This is a genomic window from Pseudomonas fluorescens, from assembly GCF_902497785.1.
Lineage (GTDB): Bacteria > Pseudomonadota > Gammaproteobacteria > Pseudomonadales > Pseudomonadaceae > Aquipseudomonas > Aquipseudomonas fluorescens_BO.
Genome location: NZ_CABVHK010000006.1, coordinates 291,623 through 306,034 on the forward strand (window position 1 = coordinate 291,623; position 14,412 = coordinate 306,034).

Consider the following 14,412-nt stretch of genomic DNA (forward strand, 5'->3'; position numbering starts at 1 on the left):
CCATCAGGTCACTCACCTGACGCGATAAAAGCGAAGATAATCTGAGAAAAGCAGCTGAAATAACGCAAAAACCGCCAAAATCAGGGCGGTTCTGCTTCTCATTTAGACTTCGTTAAGCTGTACGTTGAGCGCCTTTGCGATTGCTTCTCCATACGACGGATCGGCCTTGAAGAAATGCTGCAATTGGCGGTCAACCACATCACTGGAAACGCCAACCATAGCACCAGCGATGTTGTTGACCAACAACGCCTTCTGCTCATCACTCATGAGGCGGAACAGCGCGCCGGCATGACTGTAGTAGTCCGTGTCTTCGCGATGATCGTAGCGATCGGCTGCACCATTCAGCGCTAAAGCAGGCTCGGCATAGCGAGGCGACTGTTTTGGCGACTCGACGTAGCTGTTTGGCTCATAGTTAGGTGCCGCACCGCCATTGGTGCCGAACGCCATCGAACCGTCGCGCTGGTAACTATTCACCGGACTACGAGGTGCATTCACCGGCAGTTGCTGGTGGTTGGTGCCAATACGGTAGCGGTGCGCATCAGCGTAAGCGAACACTCGCCCCTGCAGCATGCGATCCGGCGACAGACCGACACCAGGCACCATGTTGCTCGGACCGAACGCCGCTTGTTCAACTTCAGCGAAGTAGTTTTGCGGGTTGCGGTTGAGCTCGAGCTCACCCACTTCAATCAGTGGAAATTCTTTCTGCGACCACGTCTTGGTCACATCGAAAGGGTTCTCGTAATGCGCCTCGGCTTGCGCTTCAGTCATGATCTGAATGCACACGCGCCACTTCGGGAAATCACCGCGCTCAATTGCACCGAACAGGTCACGCTGAGCGTAATCCGGATCGGTGCCGGCCAGGCGGGCAGCTTCTGCCGGCGCCAGATTCTTGATCCCTTGCTGGGTCTTGTAATGCCACTTGACCCAGTGACGCTCGCCGCTGGCATTAATGAGGCTATAGGTGTGACTGCCGAAGCCGTGCATATGACGGTAACCGTCAGGTATGCCACGGTCCGAGAACAGGATGGTGACCTGGTGCAGGGCCTCAGGCGAGTGAGACCAGAAGTCCCACATCATCTGCGCACTTTTCAGATTGCTTTGTGGAAGGCGTTTTTGCGTGTGAATAAAATCTGGAAACTTCAGCGGATCGCGGATGAAGAACACGGGAGTGTTGTTGCCAACGATGTCCCAGTTACCTTCCTCGGTGTAGAACTTGAGAGCGAAACCACGGGGATCACGCTCGGTGTCGGCAGAACCGCGCTCACCGCCGACGGTGGAAAACCGCAGGAAGGTGGGGGTTTGCTTGCCAATAGACTCGAACAGCTTGGCGCTGGTGTACCCGGTGATATCACGCGTCACGGTGAATGTACCGTAAGCACCCGACCCTTTGGCATGCACGCGCCGCTCAGGGATGTTTTCACGGTTGAAGTGGGCAAGCTTCTCGAGCAGGTGGAAGTCGTCGAGCAGCAATGGGCCGCGAGGGCCGGCAGAGCGGGAATTCTGGTTGTCGGCTACAGGTGCGCCACTGGCGGTGGTGAGTGTTTTATTTTGGCTCATACGATCTCATCCTCTGTCTTAAGCTGCCGCTAGTCGGCTGCCAAGGAGTATTGATCACCAACGTTACACCTACAAATTCATTAACTTGCATGTGTCGATAGATAAATACTAACAGCGAGCGCACTTTTCGAGCGCCCACAAAAAACCGGGCACTAGGCCCGGTTTTTCGTATCTGACGTCTTACTCAGCGGATACAGCTTCGCCGCCGGCAGGACGATCAACCAACTCGACATACGCCATAGGCGCGTTGTCGCCAGTGCGGAAACCGCACTTGAGGATGCGCAGGTAGCCACCCTCACGGGTAGCGTAACGCTTGCCCAGGTCGTTGAAGAGCTTACCAACGATAGCTTTCGAACGAGTACGGTCGAAAGCCAGACGGCGGTTAGCCAGGCTGTCTGTCTTGGCCAAAGTGATCAGCGGCTCAGCAACGCGACGCAGTTCTTTAGCTTTTGGCAGTGTAGTTTTGATCAGCTCGTGCTCGAACAGCGACACCGCCATGTTTTGAAACATGGCCTTGCGGTGCGAGCTGGTGCGGCTCAGGTGACGACCACTTTTACGATGACGCATGGTTCATTCCTTACCAAACACAACGTTCGGTGATTACGACGATCAGGCAGTCGCCTTGTCGTCCTTCTTAAGACTTGCAGGCGGCCAGTTGTCGAGGCGCATGCCGAGGGACAGACCGCGGGAGGCCAGAACGTCCTTGATTTCAGTCAAGGATTTCTTGCCAAGGTTCGGAGTCTTCAACAGCTCTACTTCGGTACGCTGAATCAGGTCACCGATGTAGTAGATGTTTTCCGCCTTAAGGCAGTTAGCCGAACGTACAGTCAGTTCCAGATCGTCAACCGGGCGAAGCAGGATCGGATCGATCTCGTCTTCCTGCTCGATAACCACTGGCTCACTGTCACCTTTGAGGTCGACGAACGCAGCCAACTGCTGTTGCAGGATGGTTGCAGCGCGGCGGATAGCCTCTTCAGGATCCAGAGTACCGTTGGTTTCCAGATCAATAACCAGCTTGTCCAGGTTAGTACGCTGCTCGACACGGGCGTTTTCCACCACGTATGCGATACGGCGAACCGGGCTGAACGAAGAGTCAAGCTGCAAGCGACCGATGCTGCGGCTTTCGTCTTCATCGCTCTGACGCGAGTCTGCCGGTTCATAACCACGACCACGAGCTACGGTGAGCTTCATGTTCAGGGCGCCGTTAGACGCCAGGTTAGCGATTACGTGATCGGGGTTAACGATCTCGACATCATGATCCAGCTGAATATCGGCAGCGGTAACCACCCCCGAACCCTTCTTCGACAAGGTCAGCGTAACTTCGTCACGACCGTGCAGCTTGATAGCCAGACCTTTAAGGTTCAACAGGATTTCAATTACGTCTTCCTGTACGCCTTCGATGGCGCTGTACTCATGGAGCACACCGTCAATCTCGGCCTCGACTACTGCACAGCCGGGCATTGAGGACAACAGGATGCGTCGCAGCGCGTTGCCCAGGGTGTGGCCGAAACCACGCTCGAGAGGCTCGAGAGTGATCTTGGCGCGGGTTGGACTGACAACCTGCACATCAATATGGCGGGGTGTCAGGAACTCATTTACCGAAATCTGCATGGATGCACCTATTTTCTAGCCCTTACTTGGAGTAGAGCTCGACAATCAGGCTTTCGTTGATGTCGGCGGACAGATCACTGCGAGCAGGAACGTTCTTGAAAACGCCCGACTTCTTCTCAGTGTCTACTTCTACCCATTCTACGCGGCCACGTTGGGCACACAGATCGAGAGCTTGGACAATGCGAAGTTGGTTCTTTGCTTTCTCGCGAATCGCGACCACGTCACCAGCACGAACCTGGTAGGACGGTACGTTTACGGTCTGACCGTTAACGCTGACGGATTTGTGCGATACCAGCTGACGGGATTCGGCACGAGTAGAGCCAAAACCCATACGGTATACAACGTTGTCCAGACGGCATTCGAGCAGTTGCAGCAGGTTTTCACCGGTTGCACCTTTCTTGCCAGCAGCTTCTTTGTAGTAGCCGCTGAATTGACGCTCGAGAACGCCGTAGATACGACGGACCTTCTGCTTTTCACGCAGTTGGGTGCCGTAATCGGACTGGCGACCGCGGCGTTGGCCGTGGATACCAGGTGCTGCTTCAATGTTGCACTTCGATTCGATCGCGCGCACGCCGCTCTTCAAGAAGAGATCGGTGCCTTCGCGACGAGCGAGTTTGCATTTTGGACCAATGTAACGAGCCATTCTTTACAATCTCCTGGATTACACGCGGCGCTTCTTCGGCGGACGGCACCCGTTGTGCGGGATTGGCGTCACGTCGGTGATGCTGGCGATCTTGTAGCCACAGCCGTTCAAAGCGCGGACTGCAGATTCACGACCTGGGCCTGGACCTTTGACGTTAACGTCGAGGTTTTTCAGACCGTATTCCAGCGCAGCTTGACCAGCACGTTCAGCAGCTACTTGAGCAGCAAACGGGGTGGACTTGCGGGAACCGCGGAAACCCGAACCACCGGAGGTAGCCCAGGAAAGAGCGTTGCCTTGACGGTCGGTGATGGTCACGATTGTGTTGTTAAAAGAAGCATGGATGTGGGCAATGCCATCAACCACTGTCTTTTTAACTTTTTTACGAGGACGAGCAGCAGGTTTAGCCATGATTAATTTCCTGTCGATTCGCTGGGGCGATTACTTGCGGATCGGCTTACGCGGACCTTTACGGGTACGCGCGTTAGTCTTGGTACGCTGACCGCGCACTGGAAGACCACGACGATGACGCAGACCGCGATAGCAACCGAGGTCCATCAAACGCTTGATTTTCATGTTGATTTCGCGACGCAGGTCACCTTCAGTGGTGAACTTCGCCACTTCGCCACGCAGCTGTTCAATCTGCTCGTCGCTCAGATCCTTGATCTTTGCGGCTGGGTTTACCCCAGTCACTGCACAGATCTTCTGTGCAGTAGTGCGACCAACACCATAGATGTAGGTCAGCGAGATAACAGTATGCTTGTTATCTGGAATGTTAACGCCTGCAATACGGGCCATTCAGTGGGACTCCAATTGACAGCTACCTACGCCCCGGAAGCCAAGAAATAGGGCGCGAGATAATATCGCTGTAATAACAAATAATCAACCCGGTAGCGCACTAGCTACCGGGCTTGAAGCACAATCACACTCAGCCTTGGCGCTGTTTGTGACGCGGTTCCGCGCTGCAAATTACTCGAACAACACCTTCGCGGCGAATAATTTTGCAGTTACGGCACAGCTTTTTCACCGATGCACGAACTTTCATCACCAACTCCTCGAACCTTATGGGTACTCAGCGCAACATGCCGCTGCCGTAACCCTTCAGGTTGGCTTTCTTCATCAGGGATTCGTACTGGTGCGAAACGAGGTGCGATTGTACTTGGGACATGAAGTCCATCACAACCACGACGACGATCAGCAACGAGGTCCCGCCAAGGTAGAACGGTACGTTTGCCGCAACCACCAGGAACTGGGGAAGCAAGCACACGGCCGTCATATAAAGAGCACCGAACAAGGTCAAACGAGTCAAAACGCCATCAATATAGCGTGCCGACTGCTCGCCTGGACGGATACCCGGAATAAAGGCACCGGACTTCTTCAGGTTTTCCGCTACGTCTTTCGGATTGAACATCAACGCCGTATAGAAGAAGCAGAAGAAAATAATCCCTGCACTAAACAGCAGAATATTCAACGGCTGACCAGGAGCGATCGACTGCGAGATGTCCTGCAACCAGCCCATACCTTCAGACTGACCGAACCAGGCACCCAACGAAGCCGGGAACAGCAAAATGCTGCTCGCGAAAATGGCCGGAATAACACCGGCCATGTTCACCTTCAGCGGCAAGTGGCTAGTCTGCGCAGCGAAGACCTTGCGGCCCTGCTGACGCTTGGCGTAGTGAACAGCAATACGACGCTGACCACGCTCAATGAACACCACGAAACCGATAATCGCTACTGCCAGCAAACCGATGGCAACCAGGGCGAAGATGTTGATATCACCCTGACGTGCAGACTCGAAAGACTGCCCGATCGCTCTCGGAAGACCGGCGACGATACCCGAAAAAATCAACATCGAGATACCGTTGCCTACACCGCGCTCAGTAATCTGCTCACCCAGCCACATCATGAACATCGCACCAGCCACAAATGTGGATACCGCGACGAAATGGAAGCCAAAGTCACCAGTAAACGCTACGCCCTGCCCTGCCAGACCAATGGACATGCCAATAGCCTGGACAAGAGCAAGAGCGACGGTGAGGTAGCGGGTGTACTGGCTTATCTTGCGACGGCCAGCTTCACCTTCCTTCTTCAACTGCTCCAGCTGCGGGCTGACGGCGGTCATCAGTTGCATGATGATCGATGCCGAAATGTACGGCATGATCCCCAGTGCAAAGATGCTCATCCGCTCCAGCGCGCCGCCGGAAAACATGTTGAACAAGCTAAGAATGGTCCCCTCATTCTGTCGAAACAGGTCCGCGAGTCGGTCCGGGTTGATACCTGGAACCGGGATGTGTGCGCCTATTCGGTAGACGATAATCGCCAGGAACAGAAAACGCAGACGAGCCCAGAGTTCAGACATACCGCCTTTGCCGAGCGCAGAGAGAGCACCTTGCTTAGCCATTTATTCCTCGAACTTGCCGCCAGCTGCTTCGATAGCCGCACGCGCACCTTTGGTGGCGCCGATTCCCTTTCCGATGGTAACAGCGCGAGTAACTTCGCCGGACAGCATGATTTTCACACGCTGTACGTTGACGTTGATCACGTTGGCATCTTTCAAGGACTGCACAGTGACGATGTCGCCTTCCACTTTAGCCAGCTCGGACAGACGCACTTCTGCGCGGTCCATGGCCTTCAGGGAAACGAAACCGAACTTCGGCAGGCGACGATGCAGCGGCTGTTGACCGCCTTCAAAGCCTGGAGCAATGGTGCCACCGGAGCGGGAGGACTGACCTTTGTGGCCACGGCCACCGGTCTTGCCCAAACCACTACCGATACCACGGCCCGGACGATGCTTTTCGCGACGGGAACCCGGCGCTGGACTCAGATCATTGAGTTTCATCGATTAACCCTCGACACGCAGCATGTAGTAAGCCTTGTTGATCATCCCGCGATTCTCGGGAGTATCAAGTACTTCTACAGTGTGACCGATGCGACGCAGACCCAGACCCTTAACGCACAGTTTGTGGTTAGGGATGCGGCCGGTCATGCTTTTGATCAGCGTAACTTTAACGGTAGCCATGATCAGAAGATCTCCTTGACGCTTTTGCCACGCTTGGCGGCAATGGATTCAGGAGACTGCATAGCTTTCAAACCTTTGAAAGTGGCGTGAACCACGTTTACCGGGTTAGTCGAGCCGTAGCACTTGGCCAGAACGTTCTGAACGCCAGCAACTTCGAGGACAGCACGCATAGCGCCGCCAGCGATGATACCGGTACCTTCAGAAGCAGGCTGCATGTACACCTTCGAAGCGCCATGGGCGGACTTCATTGCGTACTGCAGAGTGGTGCCGTTCAGATCAACTTGGATCATGTTGCGGCGAGCAGCTTCCATTGCCTTCTGGATCGCAGCAGGCACTTCACGCGACTTGCCACGGCCGAAGCCAACGCGCCCTTTACCATCACCAACCACGGTCAACGCGGTGAAAGTGAAGATACGGCCGCCTTTAACGGTTTTGGCTACGCGGTTAACTTGAACCAGCTTCTCGATGTAGCCTTCGTCGCGCTTTTGGTCGTTATTTGACATAACTTAGAACTCCAGCCCAGCTTCACGAGCAGCATCAGCCAGCGCCTTGACGCGACCGTGGTACTTGAAGCCAGAGCGGTCGAAAGCCACCTGCGAGACGCCAGCGGCTTTAGCACGCGTAGCGACCAGCTGGCCAACCTTAGTGGCCGCGTCGATGTTGCCAGTGGCGCCATCACGCAGTTCTTTATCCAAAGTCGAGGCAGATGCCAGGACTTTGTTGCCGTCGGCCGAAATGACCTGGGCGTAGATGTGCTGCGACGAGCGGAACACGCAGAGACGCACGACTTCGAGTTCGTGCATTTTCAGGCGTGCTTTGCGAGCGCGACGCAGTCGAGTAACTTTTTTGTCGGTCATTTGCTATGCCCTACTTCTTCTTGGCTTCTTTACGACGGACGACTTCGTCCGCGTAGCGCACACCTTTGCCTTTGTACGGCTCTGGTGGACGGAAGTCGCGGATCTCGGCGGCCACTTGACCTACCAGCTGCTTATCGATGCCCTTGATCAGGATATCGGTCTGGCTAGGAGTCTCAGCGGTGATGCCTTCCGGCAGTTCATAATCCACTGGGTGCGAGAAGCCAAGAGCCAGGTTCAGCACTGTGCCTTTTGCTTGCGCTTTGTAACCAACACCGACCAGCTGGAGCTTGCGCTCGAAGCCTTGGCTTACGCCTTGGACCATGTTGTTTACCAACGCACGAGTGGTACCAGCCATTGCGCGAGTTTGTTGATCGCCATTGCGAGCAGCGAAACGCAGCTCACCAGCTTCTTCAACGATCTCAACGGACGAATGGATGTTCAGTTCGAGAGTGCCCTTGGCACCCTTCACCGAAAGCTGTTGGCCTGCGAATTTGACTTCGACACCGGCTGGCAGCTTAACGGGGTTCTTAGCGACGCGTGACATGCTTATCCCCCCTTAGAACACAGTGCAAAGAACTTCGCCGCCGACACCGGCAGCGCGCGCAGCACGATCCGTCATCACACCTTTGTTGGTGGAGACGATAGACACACCGAGACCGCCACGAACTTTTGGCAGATCATCGACGGACTTGTACTGACGCAGGCCTGGACGGCTAACGCGCTTCACTTCTTCGATAACCGGACGGCCTTCGAAGTATTTCAGCTCGATAGACAGCAGTGGTTTGATTTCGCTGCTGATCTGATAACCCGCAATGTAACCTTCGTCCTTCAGGACTTTGGCAACAGCTACCTTCAAAGTAGAAGATGGCATGCTTACGACGGACTTTTCAGCCATCTGGGCATTACGGATTCGAGTTAGCATGTCCGCTAACGGGTCCTGCATACTCATGGGCTAGACGCTCCTAATACAAAAAAATTAGCCTTGCGGCTACTACTTGTCGCCGAGGACATCCATGCGAAAAAAGCACGGGCTCAGGCGAGCCGGGTATTCTAGACACACCCCACAAATGAATCAAGCCCCAAAAGGGGCTTGATTCAAGTTCAAGGTCACCGGTGGTCAGGATCTTGCGAACCCGACCACCTGGACTTTGATAGTGCTTACCAGCTGGCTTTAACCAGACCAGGTACGTCACCACGCATTGCAGCTTCACGCAGTTTGTTACGGCCGAGGCCGAACTTGCGGTAAACGCCGTGTGGACGACCGGTCAGGCGGCAGCGGTTACGCATGCGCGAAGCGCTTGCGTCACGTGGCTGCTTCTGCAGAGCTACTGTAGCTTCCCAACGCGCTTCTGGACTTGCGTTCAGATCAACGATGATAGCTTTCAGTGCTGCACGCTTTTTGGCGTACTTGGCAACCGTGAGCTGACGTTTCAGCTCGCGGTTTTTCATGCTCATCTTGGCCATTTTCCTACTCCAATCAGTTGCGGAACGGGAATTTGAAAGCACGCAACAGGGCGCGACCTTCATCATCGTTCTTGGCAGTGGTGGTCAGGGTAATGTCCAGACCGCGGAGAGCATCGATCTTGTCGTAGTCGATTTCCGGGAAGATGATCTGCTCTTTAACGCCCATGCTGTAGTTACCACGACCATCGAAGGACTTGGCATTCAGGCCGCGGAAGTCGCGGACCCGAGGCAGGGAGATCGACAGCAGACGATCCAGGAATTCGTACATACGCTCACGGCGCAGGGTCACTTTGACGCCGATCGGCCAACCTTCACGGACTTTAAAGCCAGCGATGGATTTCCGAGCGTAAGTCACAACGACTTTCTGACCGGTGATCTTTTCCAGGTCGGCAACAGCGTGCTCGATGACTTTTTTGTCACCGACTGCTTCGCCCAGACCCATGTTCAGGGTGATTTTTGTAACGCGTGGAACTTCCATCACGTTCGAAAGCTTAAGTTCTTCCTTAAGCTTCGGTGCGATTTCTTTCCAGTAAATCTCTTTTAGTCGTGCCATGGTCTCATCTACCTAGCAGTGTTCAAGCATCAACCGCTTTTTGGGTCGACTTGAAGACACGAATTTTCTTGCCGTCTTCTACTTTGAAACCAACGCGATCAGCCTTGTTGGTTTCGCCGTTGAAAATGGCGACGTTAGAAGCGTCCAGTGGAGCTTCTTTTTCGACGATACCGCCCTGCACGCCCGACATCGGGTTAGGCTTGGTATGACGCTTGACCAGGTTCAGACCACCGATAACCAGACGGTTATTAGCGAGAACCTTAAGCACCTTACCGCGCTTACCTTTGTCTTTGCCGGCGATCACGATGATCTCGTCGTCACGACGAATCTTTTGCATGTCGGATCTCCTTACAGCACTTCTGGGGCGAGCGAGACGATCTTCATGAACTTCTCAGTACGAAGTTCACGGGTCACTGGCCCAAAGATACGGGTGCCGATCGGCTCTTGCTTGTTGTTCAGAAGAACAGCAGCGTTGCCATCAAAGCGGATAATGGAGCCATCAGCACGACGTACGCCGTGACGAGTGCGGACTACAACAGCAGTCATCACTTGGCCTTTTTTCACTTTACCGCGAGGAATTGCTTCCTTGACGGTAACTTTGATGATGTCACCGATACCAGCGTAACGACGATGGGAGCCACCCAGCACCTTGATGCACATAACGCGGCGTGCGCCGCTGTTATCGGCCACATCGAGCATGGATTGAGTCTGAATCATATAATTTCTCCGACCCCTAGTCCTTAGACTTCCACAGCGCGTTCGAGAACATCAACCAGCGCCCAAGACTTGGTCTTGGCCAAAGGACGAGTTTCACGAATAGTGACTTTGTCGCCGATGTGGCACTGATTGGTTTCGTCGTGCGCGTGCAGCTTAGTCGAACGCTTAACGTATTTACCGTAGATCGGGTGCTTTACGCGACGCTCGATCAGAACGGTGATGGTCTTGTCCATTTTGTCGCTGACAACACGGCCAGTCAGCGTACGGACGGTTTTTTCGGCTTCAGCCATGATTACTTACCTGCCTGCTGTTTGAGCACAGTCTTCACGCGAGCGATGTCACGCTTAACTTGCCGGAGCAGGTGAGACTGCCCCAACTGGCCAGTTGCTTTCTGCATACGCAGATTGAACTGGTCGCGCAGCAGGCCGAGCAGTTGCTCGTTAAGCTGCGGCGCGTCTTTTTCACGAAGTTCGTTCGCTTTCATCACATCACCGTCCGTTTAACGAAGGCGGTGGCGAGCGGCAGCTTTGCAGCAGCCAAGGCAAATGCCTCACGCGCCAGCTCTTCAGTAACACCCTCGATTTCATACAGGACTTTGCCTGGCTGAATCTGGGCAACCCAGTATTCCACGCTACCTTTACCTTTACCCATCCGAACTTCGAGTGGCTTTTTGGAAATAGGCTTGTCCGGGAATACACGGATCCAGATCTTGCCACCACGTTTAACGTGACGGGTCAGTGCACGACGCGCTGACTCGATCTGACGAGCGGTGAGACGACCACGAGCTACAGACTTCAGCGCATATTCGCCGAAGCTGACTTTGCTACCGCGCTGAGCCAAGCCACGGTTGTGGCCAGTCATCTGCTTGCGGAACTTCGTACGCTTTGGTTGCAACATTTGGCGTACCCCTTACTTAGCAGCTTTTTTACGAGGCGCTGGTGCTTGTGGTTTCAGTTCTTCTTGGCGACCACCAATTACTTCGCCTTTGAAGATCCAAACCTTTACACCGATCACACCATAAGTGGTGTGAGCTTCGTAGTTGGCATAGTCGATGTCGGCACGCAGGGTGTGCAGTGGCACACGACCTTCGCGATACCATTCAGTACGTGCGATTTCAGCACCGCCGAGACGACCGCTCACTTGGATTTTGATGCCTTTGGCACCAATGCGCATGGCGTTCTGTACAGCGCGCTTCATAGCGCGACGGAACATTACGCGACGCTCCAGCTGCTGAGCTACGCTCTGCGCAACCAACATACCGTCGAGTTCCGGCTTGCGGATTTCTTCGATATTGATGTGCACAGGCACACCCATTTGCTTGGTCAGGTCCTGACGCAGTTTCTCAACATCTTCACCTTTCTTCCCGATAACGATACCTGGACGAGCGGTGTGGATGGTGATACGTGCTGTTTGAGCCGGGCGATGGATATCGATACGGCTTACGGACGCGCTTTTTAGTTTGTCTTGGAGATACTCACGCACCTTCAGATCAGCGAACAAATAGTCCGCATAAGTCCGACCGTCTGCGTACCAGACGGAGGTGTGCTCCTTGACGATTCCCAGGCGAATGCCAATGGGATGTACTTTCTGACCCATCTCTTCGACTCCGTTACTTGTCAGCAACCTTGACAGTGATATGGCAAGACCGCTTGACGATGCGATCAGCACGGCCTTTGGCACGTGGCATGATTCGCTTCAGCGAACGCCCTTCGTTGACGAAAACGGTGCTGACTTTAAGGTCATCAACGTCTGCGCCTTCGTTATGCTCGGCGTTGGCTACGGCCGACTCCAGCACTTTCTTCATGATCTCGGCGGCTTTCTTACTGCTGAAAGCCAACAGGTTGAGCGCTTCGCCCACCTTCTTCCCGCGGATCTGGTCGGCGACCAAGCGGGCTTTCTGGGCGGAGATTCGAGCGCCCGACAACTTAGCGGCTACTTCCATTTCCTAACCCCTTAACGCTTGGCTTTCTTGTCTGCCACGTGCCCACGATAAGTGCGGGTACCGGCAAACTCGCCTAGTTTGTGGCCGACCATGTCTTCGTTCACGAGAACTGGGACATGTTGACGACCGTTATGCACTGCAATGGTCAAACCGACCATTTGTGGCAGGATCATCGAACGACGCGACCAGGTTTTCACCGGTTTGCGATCATTCTTTTCCGCCGCCACTTCGATCTTCTTCAGTAGGTGAAGATCAATAAAAGGACCTTTTTTCAGAGAACGTGGCACTGTCGTATCCCTCTATTTACTTGCGACGACGGACGATCATTTTGTCGGTACGCTTATTACCACGAGTCTTCGCGCCCTTAGTCGGGAAGCCCCATGGCGATACCGGATGACGACCACCAGAGGTACGACCTTCACCACCACCATGTGGGTGGTCAACCGGGTTCATGGCAACACCACGAACGGTTGGGCGAACGCCACGCCAGCGTTTGGCACCAGCTTTACCCAGCGAACGCAGGCTGTGCTCGGAGTTCGAGACTTCGCCCAGGGTCGCGCGGCATTCAGCCAGCACTTTACGCATCTCACCAGAACGCAGACGCAGGGTCACGTAGACACCTTCACGAGCGATCAGCTGAGCCGAAGCACCAGCGGAACGAGCGATTTGCGCGCCTTTACCTGGCTTCAATTCGATGCCGTGTACGGTACTACCAACTGGAATGCTGCGCAGTTGCAACTGGTTGCCTGGCTTGATCGGAGCCAAAGCACCCGAAATCAGCTGGTCACCAGCGTTCACGCCTTTAGGGGCGATGATGTAACGGCGTTCGCCGTCTGCGTACAACATAAGAGCAATGTGAGCAGTACGGTTTGGATCGTATTCGATACGCTCGACAGTGGCTGGAATGCCATCTTTGTCGTTGCGACGGAAATCGACCAGACGATAATGCTGCTTATGGCCACCACCAATGTGACGAGTGGTAATACGACCATTGTTGTTACGACCACCAGACTTCGATTTCTTCTCGAGCAGCGGTGCGTGAGGAGCGCCTTTATGCAGCTCCTGGTTGACCACCTTGACCACATGACGGCGGCCAGGGGAAGTCGGTTTGCATTTAACGATTGCCATGATGCACCCCTTCCTTACTCAGCACTGCTGCTGAAATCGAGATCTTGGCCTGGCTGAAGGGAGATAACTGCCTTCTTCCAGTCATTACGCTTGCCCAGACCGCGAGCAGTGCGCTTGCTCTTACCCAGAACATTCAGGGTAGTAACACGCTCTACTTTCACGCTGAACAGGCTTTCGACGGCCTTCTTGATTTCCAGCTTGGTTGCATCAGTAGCAACCTTGAAAACGAACTGGCCTTTCTTGTCTGCCAGAACCGTAGCCTTCTCGGAAACGTGCGGGCCAAGCAGAACTTTAAATACGCGTTCCTGGTTCATCCCAGCAGCTCCTCGAATTTCTTCACGGCCGACACGGTGATCAACACCTTGTCGTATGCGATCAGACTAACTGGATCGGAACCTTGCACGTCACGTACATCTACGTGTGGCAGGTTGCGAGCAGCCAGGTACAGGTTCTGATCAACAGCGTCCGACACGATCAGAACGTCGGTCAGGCTCATGTTGTTCAGTTTGCCCAGCAGGTCTTTGGTTTTCGGCGATTCAACGGCGAAATCCTGAACCACGACCAGACGATCAGTACGCACCAGCTCAGCAAGGATGGAACGCATTGCTGCGCGATACATCTTCTTGTTCAGCTTCTGCGAGTGATCCTGAGGACGAGCCGCGAAAGTGGTACCGCCGCCACGCCAGATTGGGCTACGGATAGTACCGGCACGCGCACGGCCAGTACCTTTCTGACGCCATGGGCGCTTACCGCCACCACGAACGTCGGAACGGGTCTTTTGCTGCTTGCTACCTTGACGGCCGCCGGCCATGTAGGCCACGACTGCTTGGTGAACCAGCGTCTCGTTGAATTCGCCGCCAAATGTCAGTTCGGAAACTTCGATCGCTTGAGCGTCATTTACATTTAATTGCATGTCAGCTTCCC

The 14,412-nt window shown here is 54.4% G+C and carries 27 protein-coding genes; all 27 read right to left on the reverse strand.

Annotation, left to right across the window (positions count from 1 at the left end; translation table 11 throughout):
* Window positions 1-102: 102 nt before the first annotated feature.
* The 27 genes from F8N62_RS11595 to rplD all read right to left on the reverse strand — a co-directional run bounded on the left by F8N62_RS11595 (window position 103) and on the right by rplD (window position 14,401).
* Complete coding sequence (locus F8N62_RS11595; protein ID WP_150711087.1) at window positions 103-1,557, reverse strand: catalase; 1,455 nt, start codon at window positions 1,555-1,557, stop codon at window positions 103-105.
* A gap of 180 nt (window positions 1,558-1,737) precedes the next feature.
* Window positions 1,738-2,124 carry a 50S ribosomal protein L17 gene (gene rplQ, locus F8N62_RS11600; RefSeq protein ID WP_008145500.1) on the reverse strand — a complete coding sequence of 129 codons (387 nt, stop codon included), beginning with the start codon at window positions 2,122-2,124 and terminating at the stop codon, window positions 1,738-1,740.
* A gap of 42 nt (window positions 2,125-2,166) precedes the next feature.
* Window positions 2,167-3,168, reverse strand: coding sequence for a DNA-directed RNA polymerase subunit alpha (locus F8N62_RS11605; protein WP_003176403.1), 1,002 nt, complete (start codon window positions 3,166-3,168; stop codon window positions 2,167-2,169).
* Window positions 3,169-3,190: 22 nt separating this feature from the next.
* Window positions 3,191-3,811 carry a 30S ribosomal protein S4 gene (gene rpsD / locus F8N62_RS11610; RefSeq protein ID WP_003210056.1) on the reverse strand — a complete coding sequence of 207 codons (621 nt, stop codon included), beginning with the start codon at window positions 3,809-3,811 and terminating at the stop codon, window positions 3,191-3,193.
* 18 nt (window positions 3,812-3,829) lie between these two features.
* Window positions 3,830-4,219, reverse strand: a complete 390-nt coding sequence (gene rpsK / locus F8N62_RS11615; RefSeq protein ID WP_002555466.1) for a 30S ribosomal protein S11 — start codon at window positions 4,217-4,219, stop codon at window positions 3,830-3,832.
* A gap of 30 nt (window positions 4,220-4,249) precedes the next feature.
* Window positions 4,250-4,606 (reverse strand): 30S ribosomal protein S13, encoded by a 357-nt coding sequence (gene rpsM / locus F8N62_RS11620; RefSeq protein ID WP_003186020.1) that lies wholly within the window; start codon window positions 4,604-4,606, stop codon window positions 4,250-4,252.
* A 130-nt stretch (window positions 4,607-4,736) separates the two neighbouring features.
* Window positions 4,737-4,853, reverse strand: coding sequence for a 50S ribosomal protein L36 (gene rpmJ, locus F8N62_RS11625; RefSeq protein WP_002555468.1), 117 nt, complete (start codon window positions 4,851-4,853; stop codon window positions 4,737-4,739).
* Between the two features lie 27 nt (window positions 4,854-4,880).
* On the reverse strand, window positions 4,881-6,209 hold the full coding sequence (gene secY / locus F8N62_RS11630) for a preprotein translocase subunit SecY (RefSeq protein WP_150711088.1): 1,329 nt from the start codon (window positions 6,207-6,209) through the stop codon (window positions 4,881-4,883).
* Window positions 6,210-6,647, reverse strand: coding sequence for a 50S ribosomal protein L15 (gene rplO / locus F8N62_RS11635; RefSeq protein ID WP_007896782.1), 438 nt, complete (start codon window positions 6,645-6,647; stop codon window positions 6,210-6,212).
* Window positions 6,648-6,650: 3 nt separating this feature from the next.
* Window positions 6,651-6,827, reverse strand: coding sequence for a 50S ribosomal protein L30 (rpmD, locus tag F8N62_RS11640; protein WP_003186033.1), 177 nt, complete (start codon window positions 6,825-6,827; stop codon window positions 6,651-6,653).
* A gap of 2 nt (window positions 6,828-6,829) precedes the next feature.
* On the reverse strand, window positions 6,830-7,330 hold the full coding sequence (gene rpsE / locus F8N62_RS11645) for a 30S ribosomal protein S5 (protein WP_003186035.1): 501 nt from the start codon (window positions 7,328-7,330) through the stop codon (window positions 6,830-6,832).
* 3 nt (window positions 7,331-7,333) lie between these two features.
* On the reverse strand, window positions 7,334-7,684 hold the full coding sequence (gene rplR / locus F8N62_RS11650; RefSeq protein ID WP_003186037.1) for a 50S ribosomal protein L18: 351 nt from the start codon (window positions 7,682-7,684) through the stop codon (window positions 7,334-7,336).
* A gap of 10 nt (window positions 7,685-7,694) precedes the next feature.
* A complete protein-coding gene (gene rplF / locus F8N62_RS11655) occupies window positions 7,695-8,228 on the reverse strand; it encodes a 50S ribosomal protein L6 (RefSeq protein ID WP_003176412.1) in 534 nt (177 codons plus the stop codon).
* Window positions 8,229-8,240: 12 nt separating this feature from the next.
* Window positions 8,241-8,633 (reverse strand): 30S ribosomal protein S8, encoded by a 393-nt coding sequence (gene rpsH / locus F8N62_RS11660; RefSeq protein WP_003186040.1) that lies wholly within the window; start codon window positions 8,631-8,633, stop codon window positions 8,241-8,243.
* Between the two features lie 209 nt (window positions 8,634-8,842).
* Entirely contained in the window at window positions 8,843-9,148 is a 306-nt protein-coding gene (rpsN, locus tag F8N62_RS11665; RefSeq protein WP_003176414.1) for a 30S ribosomal protein S14, read from the reverse strand.
* Between the two features lie 13 nt (window positions 9,149-9,161).
* Complete coding sequence (gene rplE / locus F8N62_RS11670; protein WP_003176415.1) at window positions 9,162-9,701, reverse strand: 50S ribosomal protein L5; 540 nt, start codon at window positions 9,699-9,701, stop codon at window positions 9,162-9,164.
* Between the two features lie 22 nt (window positions 9,702-9,723).
* A complete protein-coding gene (gene rplX, locus F8N62_RS11675; RefSeq protein ID WP_003176416.1) occupies window positions 9,724-10,038 on the reverse strand; it encodes a 50S ribosomal protein L24 in 315 nt (104 codons plus the stop codon).
* 11 nt (window positions 10,039-10,049) lie between these two features.
* Complete coding sequence (gene rplN / locus F8N62_RS11680; RefSeq protein ID WP_002555479.1) at window positions 10,050-10,418, reverse strand: 50S ribosomal protein L14; 369 nt, start codon at window positions 10,416-10,418, stop codon at window positions 10,050-10,052.
* 23 nt (window positions 10,419-10,441) lie between these two features.
* On the reverse strand, window positions 10,442-10,708 hold the full coding sequence (rpsQ, locus tag F8N62_RS11685; protein WP_003176419.1) for a 30S ribosomal protein S17: 267 nt from the start codon (window positions 10,706-10,708) through the stop codon (window positions 10,442-10,444).
* A gap of 2 nt (window positions 10,709-10,710) precedes the next feature.
* Window positions 10,711-10,902, reverse strand: coding sequence for a 50S ribosomal protein L29 (rpmC, locus tag F8N62_RS11690; protein ID WP_008030901.1), 192 nt, complete (start codon window positions 10,900-10,902; stop codon window positions 10,711-10,713).
* Window positions 10,902-11,315: a 50S ribosomal protein L16 gene (gene rplP, locus F8N62_RS11695; protein WP_045057467.1), complete on the reverse strand. Its 414-nt coding sequence runs from the start codon at window positions 11,313-11,315 to the stop codon at window positions 10,902-10,904. The genes rpmC and rplP overlap by 1 nt, the downstream gene beginning before the upstream one ends.
* Window positions 11,316-11,327: 12 nt before the next feature.
* Window positions 11,328-12,014: a 30S ribosomal protein S3 gene (gene rpsC / locus F8N62_RS11700; protein WP_003176422.1), complete on the reverse strand. Its 687-nt coding sequence runs from the start codon at window positions 12,012-12,014 to the stop codon at window positions 11,328-11,330.
* Window positions 12,015-12,027: 13 nt separating this feature from the next.
* Window positions 12,028-12,360 (reverse strand): 50S ribosomal protein L22, encoded by a 333-nt coding sequence (gene rplV / locus F8N62_RS11705; protein ID WP_003103908.1) that lies wholly within the window; start codon window positions 12,358-12,360, stop codon window positions 12,028-12,030.
* An 11-nt stretch (window positions 12,361-12,371) separates the two neighbouring features.
* On the reverse strand, window positions 12,372-12,647 hold the full coding sequence (gene rpsS / locus F8N62_RS11710; protein WP_002555486.1) for a 30S ribosomal protein S19: 276 nt from the start codon (window positions 12,645-12,647) through the stop codon (window positions 12,372-12,374).
* 16 nt (window positions 12,648-12,663) lie between these two features.
* Entirely contained in the window at window positions 12,664-13,488 is an 825-nt protein-coding gene (rplB, locus tag F8N62_RS11715) for a 50S ribosomal protein L2 (RefSeq protein ID WP_008030897.1), read from the reverse strand.
* 14 nt (window positions 13,489-13,502) lie between these two features.
* Complete coding sequence (gene rplW / locus F8N62_RS11720) at window positions 13,503-13,802, reverse strand: 50S ribosomal protein L23 (protein WP_002555488.1); 300 nt, start codon at window positions 13,800-13,802, stop codon at window positions 13,503-13,505.
* Entirely contained in the window at window positions 13,799-14,401 is a 603-nt protein-coding gene (rplD, locus tag F8N62_RS11725) for a 50S ribosomal protein L4 (protein WP_150711089.1), read from the reverse strand. Before rplD ends, rplW begins: the two co-directional genes overlap by 4 nt.
* Window positions 14,402-14,412: the final 11 nt, after the last annotated feature.